Origin of the sequence: Clostridium sp. CX1, assembly GCF_025398335.1 — a bacterium.
Lineage (GTDB): Bacteria > Bacillota > Clostridia > Clostridiales > Clostridiaceae > Clostridium_AM > Clostridium_AM tanneri.
In genome coordinates this window covers 271,602-283,819 of the sequence record NZ_JAODOO010000001.1, presented here as the reverse complement: position 1 = coordinate 283,819, position 12,218 = coordinate 271,602, and the positions used below count along the sequence as shown (strand labels likewise).

General features: G+C 30.8%; 12 protein-coding genes. 6 read left to right on the top strand and 6 right to left on the bottom strand.

The window, feature by feature from the left end:
• Positions 1-289: 289 nt before the first annotated feature.
• The 3 genes from N4T77_RS01285 to N4T77_RS01275 form a co-directional block, all read right to left on the bottom strand.
• Positions 290-451 carry a YvrJ family protein gene (locus N4T77_RS01285; protein ID WP_261669901.1) on the bottom strand — a complete coding sequence of 54 codons (162 nt, stop codon included), beginning with the start codon at positions 449-451 and terminating at the stop codon, positions 290-292.
• A 95-nt stretch (positions 452-546) separates the two neighbouring features.
• Positions 547-765: a DUF2922 domain-containing protein gene (locus N4T77_RS01280; protein ID WP_261669900.1), complete on the bottom strand. Its 219-nt coding sequence runs from the start codon at positions 763-765 to the stop codon at positions 547-549.
• Between the two features lie 70 nt (positions 766-835).
• The gene (locus N4T77_RS01275; RefSeq protein WP_261669899.1) at positions 836-1,060 is read right to left on the bottom strand and encodes a DUF1659 domain-containing protein; all 225 of its coding nucleotides are present in this window, start codon (positions 1,058-1,060) and stop codon (positions 836-838) included.
• Between the two features lie 186 nt (positions 1,061-1,246).
• Here N4T77_RS01275 and N4T77_RS01270 point away from each other — a divergent pair, with 186 nt between their 5' ends.
• The 5 genes from N4T77_RS01270 to N4T77_RS01250 all read left to right on the top strand — a co-directional run bounded on the left by N4T77_RS01270 (position 1,247) and on the right by N4T77_RS01250 (position 8,084).
• Positions 1,247-2,938: a methyl-accepting chemotaxis protein gene (locus N4T77_RS01270; RefSeq protein WP_261669898.1), complete on the top strand. Its 1,692-nt coding sequence runs from the start codon at positions 1,247-1,249 to the stop codon at positions 2,936-2,938.
• Positions 2,939-3,559: 621 nt separating this feature from the next.
• Positions 3,560-5,254 carry a methyl-accepting chemotaxis protein gene (locus tag N4T77_RS01265; protein WP_261669897.1) on the top strand — a complete coding sequence of 565 codons (1,695 nt, stop codon included), beginning with the start codon at positions 3,560-3,562 and terminating at the stop codon, positions 5,252-5,254.
• A gap of 207 nt (positions 5,255-5,461) precedes the next feature.
• The gene (locus tag N4T77_RS01260; RefSeq protein ID WP_261669896.1) at positions 5,462-6,118 is read left to right on the top strand and encodes an ATP-binding cassette domain-containing protein; all 657 of its coding nucleotides are present in this window, start codon (positions 5,462-5,464) and stop codon (positions 6,116-6,118) included.
• Entirely contained in the window at positions 6,115-6,876 is a 762-nt protein-coding gene (locus tag N4T77_RS01255) for an ABC transporter permease (protein WP_261669895.1), read from the top strand. The genes N4T77_RS01260 and N4T77_RS01255 overlap by 4 nt, the downstream gene beginning before the upstream one ends.
• A gap of 122 nt (positions 6,877-6,998) precedes the next feature.
• A complete protein-coding gene (locus N4T77_RS01250) occupies positions 6,999-8,084 on the top strand; it encodes a YncE family protein (RefSeq protein WP_261669894.1) in 1,086 nt (361 codons plus the stop codon).
• Positions 8,085-8,222: 138 nt separating this feature from the next.
• Here the strand turns inward: N4T77_RS01250 and N4T77_RS01245 are convergent, their stop codons facing one another.
• The gene (locus N4T77_RS01245) at positions 8,223-9,215 is read right to left on the bottom strand and encodes a DUF3231 family protein (protein WP_261669893.1); all 993 of its coding nucleotides are present in this window, start codon (positions 9,213-9,215) and stop codon (positions 8,223-8,225) included.
• A 183-nt stretch (positions 9,216-9,398) separates the two neighbouring features.
• Between N4T77_RS01245 and N4T77_RS01240 the strand changes: the two genes are divergently transcribed.
• Positions 9,399-10,076: a TIGR01906 family membrane protein gene (locus tag N4T77_RS01240; protein ID WP_261669892.1), complete on the top strand. Its 678-nt coding sequence runs from the start codon at positions 9,399-9,401 to the stop codon at positions 10,074-10,076.
• A gap of 137 nt (positions 10,077-10,213) precedes the next feature.
• Here N4T77_RS01240 and N4T77_RS01235 read toward each other — a convergent pair whose 3' ends face one another.
• Positions 10,214-10,675, bottom strand: a complete 462-nt coding sequence (locus N4T77_RS01235) for a CBO0543 family protein (RefSeq protein WP_261669891.1) — start codon at positions 10,673-10,675, stop codon at positions 10,214-10,216.
• A gap of 49 nt (positions 10,676-10,724) precedes the next feature.
• Positions 10,725-11,987 (bottom strand): hypothetical protein, encoded by a 1,263-nt coding sequence (locus N4T77_RS01230; protein WP_261669890.1) that lies wholly within the window; start codon positions 11,985-11,987, stop codon positions 10,725-10,727.
• Positions 11,988-12,218: the final 231 nt, after the last annotated feature.

Here is a 12,218-nt window from a genome sequence, read left to right as displayed (position 1 = left end):
ACTATAATGACCGCATAAATACATTCTTAATTCTTTATGCATAATACATACTCATTTTTCGCTAAATTTGTTGAGGTTTTCCTGTGATTTTTTTCTGTCATTTAAAGACAATTTACCTGAATTTACTTGTGTTAGTGTAGTTTATTCTCATTTCTGGTGTATATTATTTCTGCTTTCATATTCTTTTTAAGAAATTGCAAAAAATAAAAATGGAACAGAGTTTTACCTAAAAATTCTGTCCCATTTTCGTATATTTTTATTTTCAACTATATAGGTAATAACAGTAAAATTATCCTTTCGAAGAGTTTAAATTTTGCCTTATGGTAATAGAAAGATCATTTATACTTAAAGTAAGTACTTCAAGTTTACTTTCAAATCTAACTAATAGATAAACGGATACCGCTATAGGAAATCCTAAATTGCCTACAGTTGTTAAAAATTCTGCACTCATCTAATCACTCCTTTTTTATTTAATAATTTCTCTATAGAATAAAGCAGCTAACTTTCTAGCTAGCTGCTTTACTTATTACTTAATATTACTTAATATTATTTAACTTTAAGCTCAGTAGTACTTCTATCAACTAGCTCCGCTGAGTCTATAAGTTTTAAATCCCCACCAGTGGATGTGAAGATATTTCTAGCAATTATGACATCCATAGCAGCCTTTACCTCAAGGTCTGTTAGATCCTCTCTAACGTTGTTAACTCTTACTGCCGTCTTTTTTCCTTCCTCATTTAAAAAATTCATTACTAGAGTTTTACTCATGGCATCCTTCCCCCTTTTCACTTAGTTTGCAGTGACTTAATATGAATGATTTTTTGTTACTGTCAAGGAACTATCGATTAGTTATTACACTTTGATCTTCCCTTAAAACTTGATCTAAAGTCTTACCTATAAGCTTTTCAACTTCCTTTGCTACATCAAATAAATCCTGTTCTGCAGCAGAGACTTTAGCCTTTGAAAAACTCTGACTTTTTATAATGTCCTTTCCCTTTGAATCCACCCCGTCAATGTACTTAATTATTAATGTAGTGCTTAATTTTGTTGCTGTTGCAGCCATATTTACCAACTCCTTTCACCTAATATATACCGATATTTTTAGAAAAGGTGACAGAGTTTTTTTAATTTTGTGGAACAATACGCTTCTAGTTCCTCTTTGAAATAAGTATGTATTGCCAAGTAATAGCAACGCTTATATAATGATATAAGACTATTAAAATACAGTACTTACGGAGGAATGCTAAAAATGACAAAGATATCAAATATTAAACTTACTAGTGGAATTCATTTTTTAAACTTAGCGGCACTATTGTCTATTTTTGTTATAGGTTTTTTTGGCCTCAGAGGGGTTGCCACTGTTAACAAAAATCTGACATCAATGTATAAAAATCAGCTTATTCCTATTACCGAATTAGCTAATATACGATCAAATTATTTAAGAATTAGAATTCAGGTAAGTAATGGAAACAGTAATTATACTCCAGAAGTTAACAATAAAATTAAAAACTATCAGAGTATAATTGATACTAAATTAAAAGACTATAAAAACAGCCTAGATAGTTATGAGAAAAAAGAGGTAGATAAATTTGAAGAGGCATATTCTAACTATATGAGTTTATGGGAAAAACTCAGCACAAAATCAAGTAATGGTGAAAAATTTTCAGAAGAAGATTTGGCTAAGCTGAATGATTTTGGAAGCAAAGCAGAAGATGCCTTAGCAACTCTCCTTGCAGATGAAGAGAAGGATGCACAAAAATTAAATTTAGAAAGTGATGCTATTTTTATTACTACAAGAAATAATCTTTTTTATTTAGGCGTTGCTTTAATGGTAATGTCTTTAACAATTGGAGCTTTTATAGTTACAACATTAAAAAAATCTTCTAAAGATATGATAAATAAATTAGAAATTTTATCAAAAGGGGATCTTACCGTACAGATTGAAACTGATGAAAAAAGTGAATTTGGTATTATGAAAAAAGCACTTGCTGAAACAGTATACAATATTTCTAATATGATAAAATTAATTAAGGATAAATCTTATATTATTGAAAATCACTCAGGGGATTTGTCTGCTATCTCAGAAGAAATGGATTCATCCTCAGAAAACGTTGCAGCAGCAATACAGGATGTTGCTAAAGGAACTAGTGTGCAAGCAGGAGATTTAGTAAGCATATCCGGTATAATAAATGATTTTAGTGAACAATTAAATAAGATGGTATTATCAATTAAAGACATTGACAACAATTCAAAAGAAGTAGCTGTTATGACTAATGAAAGTAATGGAAATATGCAGATAACTATTAGTTCAATAACTAATATAAATGGTTTATTTAAAGAGTTTACTAGTAAAGTATCGGGACTTGGCGAAAACATAAACAAAGTTAACGAAATTACCGGCCTTATAAACAGCATTGCTGATCAGACTAATCTGCTTGCTTTAAATGCAGCTATAGAAGCCGCAAGAGCAGGAGAAGCAGGTCGAGGCTTCTCAGTTGTAGCAGAAGAAATAAGAAAGCTTGCTGAACAGTCTAAGACTTCATCTGAGGATATTAATTTACTTCTTAATAATATATCTCAAGAAACTGACATAATTATGAACAATAGTGTAATGGTAAATAATGAGCTTGAAAAGCAGTTAACTAACATTGGCAGTGTGATTCATTCATTTAAGAAAATAATTGAGGCTGTTGAAGATGTCAACCCTAAAATTGAAGAGGTAAGCAGCTCTGCTGTAGTCCTTGAAAAAAATAAAAATGAGATAAGCACTCGAGTTGAAGCCGCCTCTTCTATAGCAGAAGAAATATCTGCTTCATCAGAAGAAATCGCAGCATCTTCGGAAGAAATGAGTTCCTCTTCCCAGGAAGTTGCCCATACAGCACAAAAATTAAGTGAACTGACAAAGGACATGATAGAGCAAGTAAATAAATTTAAGCTATAGATGAACTATAAAATTTCTAATATGTCATGAGAATAAACAGAATTCTTGACTCAGCTGTTGATTTTTTCAACCTATAGTGATGCAATATGAATAAATTTGAAACTTGAGGTGAAACAATGATTAAATTTTCTTGCTAGTTTTTAAAGTGCAATGTGATAGAAAGCTAAACGGATATGTTCTGTTTATTTTGTTGTACTTATGCAAGAAAATTGTTCTTTTTTCTCCTAATGTATACTGTTATGTTATGCTATAACCATTAGCTAAACTATGTATATTTGTGAGCTGTAAGAATAATAATTTCTTGCAGCTCTTATTTTTTATAAATAATGATGTTTTATACACTATCAAAAGGAGAACAAAACAAAGGATAGTGCAAATATCAAATCTATTGAATAATAAGATTAATACCGGCGCAAACATGAGCGTATATTTCCTACTGATTTCCTCCTCTCTTATAGCTCTATCTCCCCTACTTTCATACTGACAAAAATTGAGCTAGAAAGGGAAACTATTGTAAATAAAAGTAATAAATATGTATATTTATTTATATATTGCCAAGTAATAGCAACGCTTATATAATGATATAAGACTATTAAAATACAGTACTTACGGAGGAATATTATGATGAAAAAAATCTCAAATATTAAACTTACTAGTGGAATTTATTTTCTAGCAGTATCAGCATTACTTTCCATTTTTATTTTAGGGTTTTTAGGTATAAGAGGGGTTACCATTGTTAACGACAATATGACATCAATGTATAAAACTCAGCTTGTTCCTATTACTGAAATAGCAGATATACGATCAAGCTATTTAATAATTAGAATTCAGGTAAGTAGTGCAAATGCTACTTATAACCCTGAAGTTAATAATAAAATTAAAAGCTATCAGAATGTAATTGATACTAAATTAAAAGGCTATAAGAATAGTATAGATACTGATGAAAAAGAAGATGTTATTAAATTTGAAGAGACATACTCTAACTATATGAACTTATGGGAAAAACTAAACGTAAAGTTAAGTAAAGGTGAAAATTTTTCAAAAGAAGATATTGCTCAGCTAGATAGTTTAGGAAGCAAGGCAGAAGCTGCTTTGGCAACTCTTGTGGCAGATGCAGAGAAAGATGCAAATAAAGTAAATTCACAAAGTGATGACCTTTTTATTGCTACACGAAATAGTATTTTTTATTTAGGCGTTACTTTAATGACAATATTTTTACTAATAGCAGCTACCATAATTATAACAATAAAAAAATCTTCTAGAGATATGATAAACAAATTAGAAGTTTTATCAAAGGGAGATTTTACTGTAGAGATTGAAACAAATGAAAAAAGTGAATTTGGCATTATGAAAAAAACACTTGCTGAAACAGTAACCAATATTTCTAATATGATAGAAGTAGTTAAGAATAAATCCTATACTATAGAAGATTACTCAGAAAACTTATCTACTATCTCAGAAGAAATGGCTTCATCCTCGGAAAATGTTGCAGGGGCAATACAAGATGTTGCAAATGGAACTGGTGTACAAGCAGGAGATTTAGCAAGTATATCAGGCATAGTAGGTGATTTCAGTGAACAATTAGATAATATGGTGCTATCAATCAAGAATATTGATGACAATTCAAAAGAAGTAGGCATTATGGCTAGTAAAAGTAATGAAAGCATGCAGGTAACTATTAATTCAATAACTAAAATAAGTGACCTATTTAAAGAATTTACTAATAAAATATCAGGACTTGGCGAAAATATAAACAAAGTTAACGAAATTACTAACCTTATAAATAGCATTGCTGAGCAGACTAACCTGCTTGCTTTAAATGCAGCTATAGAGGCTGCAAGAGCAGGAGAAGCAGGTCGAGGCTTTTCAGTTGTAGCAGAAGAAATAAGAAAGCTTGCTGAACAGTCTAAGACTTCATCTAAGGATATTAATTTACTTATTAGTAATATATCTCAAGAAGCTGGCATTATTGTAAATGACAGTGTTATTGTGAATAGTGAGCTTGAAAACCAATTAACTAACATTGGCAGTGTAATTCATTCATTTAGAAAAATAATTGAAGCTGTTGAAGATATTAACCCTAAAATTGAAGAGGTAAGCAGCTCAGCTGTAGGCCTTGAAAAAAACAAAAATGAGATAAGTACTCAGATTGAAAATGCCTCTTCTATAGCAGAGGAAATATCTGCTTCATCAGAAGAAATAGCGGCATCTTCGGAAGAAATGAGCTCCTCTTCCCAGGAAGTTGCCCATACAGCACAAAAATTAAGTGAACTGACAAAGGACATGATGGAGCAAGTAAATAAATTTAAACTATAAGTTTTTTTAATACCATGACCTGTTATTTAGTTTATTATTTATATTTTAAGCTGAAATATCACTTAAGGCCCCTAGAATCTAATTTTAGGGGCTACTCCCTTACCTAAAACATTCCTTCACCATTAACCTCCAATACAAATTTGACTTTAATTTTTGTTGCATTATAATATTATAATTAGAATATCCTTAATCTGGGAGGTGTTGTTATTGTCCTTACTAGAACTTAAAAATCTATGCTATGTTCACCACAATGATTTAATACTAGAAAACATAAGTCTATCAATAAATTCCGGTGATTTTGTTTCATTAGTTGGCCCCTCCGGTGGTGGCAAGAGTACACTTTTTAAAATCTGCTCCCACCTGATCAGCCCCACTTCAGGAACTATTCTTTATAAAAATAAACCTTTTATTGAATATAATCCTGTTGAGCTTAGGAAAAACATATCCTATTGCTTTCAAACCCCACAACTTTTTAGGGATACTGTTATGGATAACTTAAACTTTCCCTATGCCATAAGAAATATGAAAGCAGACCTTAATAGAATAGAAGAACTATTACATACCTTTAGCTTGGATAAGAATTATCTAAATAAAAGTATTGAAAACCTTTCAGGAGGAGAAAAACAGAGAATAGCCCTTATTAGAACACTGATATTTAAACCTGAAATACTCCTTTTAGATGAAGTTACTTCGGCTCTAGATGTAGACAATACCTTAATTGTTGAAGATGTTATTGAAGCTTTGAATAAAGATGGTATTACTATACTTTGGATTACACATAATCCTGAGCAAAGTGTAAAGTTTGCAAATAAAGTGGTAACCATTGAAAGTGGAAGAATTAAATCTGTGGAGGTGATAAGATGAGCAACGGTGCAAACATGAGCATATATTCCCTACTGATTTCTTCCTCTCTAGTAGCTCTATCTCTCCTATTTTCATACTGGCAGAAATTGAAACTAGAAAGAGAAATAATAGTTGGTGCACTTAGAGCTGTAATTCAATTAATAATTGTAGGATACATACTTAACTACATATTTGGTTTAAAAAGTCCCCTTTTTACAACTCTATTATTAGTTTTTATGACCTTCAATGCTTCCTATAATTGTGCTAAGAGAGGTAAAGAAATAAAGAATGCTTTAGCTATTTCCTTTATAGGAATTACCTTAGGAACGTCAATTACACTATTCATACTCATATTTTCAAGAGCAATTAAATACGAACCCTATCAAATTATCCCTGTAGGTGGAATGATTATAAGTAATTCAATGGTTGCCCTAGGCTTGTGCTTTAAGCAAATGAGTGCAGATTTTAAAAATAAGAGAGAAGAAGTACAAACTAAACTTGCTCTTGGAGCAGATATTTACACCTCTTCTATTGAAATAATTAGAGATTCTATTAGAACTGGCATGCTTCCAACTGTAGATTCTACAAAAACTCTTGGAATTGTATCACTGCCTGGTATGATGACGGGATTAATACTGGCAGGAACTTCACCGATAAATGCTATAAAATATCAAATAATGGTTACCTTTATGCTTTTATCAACTACTTCTATAGCGTCTTTTGTAGCTTGTTATCTAGCCTATAAGAGTTTTTTTAATACTCGTAAGCAGCTAATATAGGAATCACAAAGAAGGATTTATCCCTGGACAAAATCAGAATAATTTCTTGATAATTTCCTCATACTAAATAATTATAATAACTATACACAAATAATTATTATTTTCAAGAAAGGATGATTTTAGTGCTTAAATCCAAGTATTTAAAAGTTATAGGTACTATAACAATACTGACTATAGCCTTAGTAGGCTGCGGTAATGAAACTAAAAATGATACTTCTAAGCAAAGTAAGGAGCCTACTACTCAAAGTCAAAACAAATCTGAGAAAAAGGCCTCCTATTACTATTCTGCTAATGAAGGTGGGAGTATATCCAAAATAGATGCAGCAACAAATAAAGTATTAGAGACTATAAAAGACAAAGGTTCTCCTCATAACGTTCAAGTTTCACCGGATGGAAAGGTATTAGCTGCTACTTCAGCTGTTAAGATGAAAGAAGGTCAGACAGAACACGGTACTATGAGTATGAATGGTTCTGCATTATTTTACGATGTTGAAACAAATAAACTTATAAAAGAAGTAGAAGTAGGTAAGCATCCCGCTCACGTAGTGTATACCTCTGATGGTAAATATGCCTTAGTAACTAATAACGAAGATAATAATGTCTCAGTAATTGATACAAAGGATTATAATGTGGTAGGTAAAATTTTCACTGGCAATGGTCCTCATGGTTTTCGTATTTCAAAGGATAATAAATTCGCTTATGTAGCTAATATGAATGAAGATACTATAAGTGTTCTAGACATTGTAAACTTTAAAGAGATTAGAAAAATTAAAGTTGGAAAGACTCCTGTAACTACTGGCATAACAAGTGATGGTAAAACTCTTGTGGCAACTGTAAATGGTGAAAATATTTTAGCTGTAGTTGATCTTGCTACTGATAAGGTTGAAAAAATACCTGTAGGCGTAGGTCCAGCTCAGGTATATCTTCAGTCTGATGATAAATTTGCCTTTGTAGCAAATCAAGGTACTGAGAGCAGTCCTTCAAATACCGTAAGCAAAATTGATTTAACTGCAAAGAAGACTGTAGCTACAATAGAAACCGGTAAGGGTGCCCACGGAGTAGTAACAACTGCTGATAACAAATTTGTTTATGTAACTAATATGTACGATAATACTATAAGTGTAATTGACAATTCTCAAAATAAAGTAATTGCAACGGTACCTACTGATAAAACACCTAATGGTATAAGCTATAGGGAATCTAAATAGTTGCATTATAAACCCTAATAAAGACAGGTATAATACTAATTTATGTATTTTATCTGTCTTTATTTAGATTTAATATCCTATTCTGTTTAAAGATGTTGAATGCTCAAAGGACAAACAATCTTTAGCCTCATCTATGAGCTAATTTTTTTTCCGTGCTGGTAAAGGAGGTTGCTCCAGCCACTTATTATTAATCAATAAGTCTACTCCTTTATTTGCATAAAGCCCTACTTCAACAATAAGCTTTCCATACATAGCAGTTAAATCTCGCCTTTGGCTTTGCGCTAAGGATATTCCATAATTGCCAATTCCAAAGCTATTTAAGAACACTGTATGATTGAGCATAAATCTATCAGATAGTGGTGATTTTTCTCCAGAGTAAGTTAATACCTCTGAATCAAGAGAAATAGATTGAGACACCTCTTCTTTTAGAAGTTTATCCGAAAATAATTTTACATACTTATCTGCCGTTTCCGCTCCCTTAGTAAAATAATCTTTAATCTCCCTTGAACTTGCAACTCGACTGAATCCTGCCATAAGTGCTTTTCCAATAGAATTGCTAAGCTGATTATAAAAAAGCTGCTTGATTTCTAAAGAAGACAAGTTTCTTATTTCTCCTAAATAACCAGCAAAGAAATCATTATTCTCTACAAACTCAATTTTACTACGAGTATCAATATATGGAGGTTTTAGATTAATATCTTTTGAAGCTAGTATATTTATTACATTTTGATGAACCTCCTTCAATTCGTCAACCCGTTCTTTAAATAACTCTCTAATATCTTCACGATTAGATTCAACATATGACAAAGCAAAGTTATTAAAAGCAAATTTTACCAGACTTTCTCCGTAAACTATATAAAATTTATCAGAAAACAATCTGGAGGCATTGGTATTTACATCTTCCGGTAGTATACCTCTTGGTACTGGTATACATTCTTCCATAAAAATATTAGCGTAATCAGTAATATGCTGTTTAGTTGCAGAAATGACATACTCCATATATTTTTTAATATCTTCATCTTCAACGTTACTTAAAAAATATGAAAATAGGTTATGTATTAATGAGTCAAAAACATAACTATTCCACAGATGGCTAATTTCCGCAGTGGTTAATTTACTATTTAAGCTCAACTTTACTCCTCCCAATCATTTTTAACTTTATAATACCTCTAACTAAATGAAAATATTCTTACTTAAATATATATCCTTCTGTAATTTGGTGATATTAGCGGCAAAAGACTTCATATTATCTTCATATTTATTTTTTATAATAATTACTGTATATGCTAAAATTCAATGAATGGAGTGAAAGAAATGAACTCACCAGGTTACGGTTATGAGGTAAATGTATCTAAAAAGAGAGAGTATAAAATACTACAAATATTATTTTCCTTGACTTTTAGTCTACTTATTATTTTTACCGCAGTGAAGTTAACACTTATGTTTAAGCCTTTATACTATTTTGATATTCAATATTTGAATATACCGGAGCAATCAAATTTTAGCAAGGATGAAATAGTAAAAAACTATGATTATGTTATTAACTATCTATTAAGTCCAAAGGAGCAAGAATTCAATCTTCCTTCAATAGCTTATTCAGAATATGGACAAATTCACTTTAAGGATGTTAAAAAAATTTTTAATTCTATTGATCTTTTGCTGATTATAACTGGATTCATCAGCTTAATAGGTTTTATTAATAATATAAAAAATAAAAATTTTCACTTTCTAAAACAAACTTCTTCAATACTAATAATTCTTCCTATAGTTCTTTTAACAGTCTTTATGATAAATTTTAACGCTGCTTTTACTATATTTCATAAAATATTTTTTAGAAATGATTATTGGCTATTTGACCCTAAAATAGATCCTATTATTAATATACTGCCAGAAAAATTTTTCTATCATTCTGCTTTATTAATAGTAGCTCTACTAATTATAAGCATACTATCCTTAAGGCTAATTTATAAAAAACTAGCAGCAAAAAAATAAACTTATCTTCTTCATAAGTTCTACACATTTATCTATTATAATTTACTTATCCCCTTATTATAAAATAAATCCCCAGAATAAGAAGTGTATCGACAAAATTATTGATACACTTCTTATTATTTTTACCGCAGCTACTTTCACTTTTTAAAAAACCACTTATTATATTTTTGTGATAGGTAAAATGTGACAAAAAATTTAATCCAGGTTATAAACCAATTCCAGTGAATATATGTAAGAATATCAGTATATCTTTCTTCGATTACCTCAATAATTGTTAAAGTAGTACAGTAATAAAAGTAGTACATAAATTTAGCAAAAGCACTTTTCTTTTCAGGATAGTTAACTACGAATATGGCACAAATAGCAGGATATAAAAAGAATTCAAATAAAAAACTTGCTTTAGTTGCATATGGGAAAAATCTAATAGGATATTCAATTAGTCTATACTCTGCAACGGCTAAACCTACTGACCACGTTATTAGTAGTTTAAATAAATAAGCTACATGTGCTTCACGAATTTTATCTTTAGGAATGAATCGAAATAGTAATATAATTACTAAAATAACCTCAACAATATAAATTATATACTCCTTGCTCAAAAAAACCTCCTTCTGGCTATTCATTTTTCCTAGTAAATATATAGCCGGATTAAGAATTATTCACATCTAATTTTCTAACACCAAGAGCCTTGTGAGCCCAGAGTATATCCTTGACCATCTCCAACTGACTCTCTATGCACTCTATTATGATAACCACCTCTGTTGCCCTTTTATCACTTTGTCTATCAATATACTTTTTAGTTATAATCAACTTAATGATTAGACCTAAAGCAAAACTTACAGATATACCAATTAAACCCCATAGTAAAGGCCCCCACTTTAGGACAAAACCATATATCCCTCCAAATATTCCACCTATAACAGCAAGGATAGCCGGTAAATCAAATAAACTGAGACCGTCAGAACCATGAATAGAATCAAATAGGGCTCTTTGTTCACCTTTTTTATCCATAGGAATAGCCATAATATTTTCTTTCTTAATTCCTTTCATCTCAATTGCTGTAATAGCTAACTCTAAATATATTGAATGCTCAAAGGTAGAAATAATATACATATTATCACCTCCTAGGTTCTTCTTTAATGGCATTACAAAGTTTGGATTTTGGTAGTGTTTTTTTAAAAACTTAGATTGTTCCCAATCAAACAACTTGTTATTCTCAACTGTGTTTGTATAAGCATCATACATAGCAAAAAAATACACTGATGGGATATTCAAAAGCCACTGCATATCTAAAGTAGACTTTACCTGTTGAAAATCTCCTAATAAGGTATAATGCATTGCTGGAAGAAAATTAGCATTTAAACATATCACTATCCACCAAGTAACAAGAAAGAATGCTGTAATAAGTCTATGAATGTATAGTTGGCCTGCACCTGGAATCAGCAATGACCAAATTGTTGAAACCCATGGACTTCTTTTATCTAAATAGTTGATTTCTATTGAACTTATTTTAAAAGGTTTAATTTCTGCATCTTCTCTGGCAGCCAACATATATGCATGGTTTAAATCAATTGTTGTTCTATAACTGTCCCAAACGGAGAATAGGTATGTAGGTATGTAGAAAGACATCCACTTAATATCTACAACTTCCTTAGCCTTTTCAAAGTCCCCTATAAAAGAGTAAAGAATCAACAAATTAATATGTGCATTGCGATTTACAAGCACTTCCCATATAAACAAAAAAAATCCTCGTAAATACTTTGATAGTAACAAATGTCCCATTCCAGGAAATGCTATTGACCAACATGCAATTATAAATGGATTTCTTAAATGTAATTGAGTTGTTCCTAGTAAACTAAGATAGGCTACTGACCTTTTTGCTAAAGGTTCGCCATATTTAAAGCTGCCCATAATCTACTCCTTCAATCATATACTCTTCTTATATTATTCACATATTTTTAATAATTACACCAAAACCTACAGATAGTGGTGAACCTACAGATAGTGGTGAAAGAGGCTACAGAACTAATTAAAACTATATCTAGCAAAAACTGCCTATCTTTAAATATGGTAAAGATTATAATCAATGGAACAATAAATCCTTTATATCTTTATCCATTTAATCCAGCTCCCCTCTTAGAG

Bases quoted from the DNA above. Each gene is read 5' to 3' on its own strand.
- N4T77_RS01285 (WP_261669901.1), bottom strand. From the start codon at position 451: ATGAGTGCAGAATTTTTAACAACTGTAGGCAATTTAGGATTTCCTATA.
- N4T77_RS01280 (WP_261669900.1), bottom strand. From the start codon at position 765: ATGAGTAAAACTCTAGTAATGAATTTTTTAAATGAGGAAGGAAAAAAG.
- N4T77_RS01275 (WP_261669899.1), bottom strand. From the start codon at position 1,060: ATGGCTGCAACAGCAACAAAATTAAGCACTACATTAATAATTAAGTAC.
- N4T77_RS01270 (WP_261669898.1), top strand. From the start codon at position 1,247: ATGACAAAGATATCAAATATTAAACTTACTAGTGGAATTCATTTTTTA.
- N4T77_RS01265 (WP_261669897.1), top strand. From the start codon at position 3,560: ATGATGAAAAAAATCTCAAATATTAAACTTACTAGTGGAATTTATTTT.
- N4T77_RS01255 (WP_261669895.1), top strand. From the start codon at position 6,115: ATGAGCAACGGTGCAAACATGAGCATATATTCCCTACTGATTTCTTCC.
- N4T77_RS01240 (WP_261669892.1), top strand. From the start codon at position 9,399: ATGAACTCACCAGGTTACGGTTATGAGGTAAATGTATCTAAAAAGAGA.
- N4T77_RS01230 (WP_261669890.1), bottom strand. From the start codon at position 11,987: ATGGGCAGCTTTAAATATGGCGAACCTTTAGCAAAAAGGTCAGTAGCC.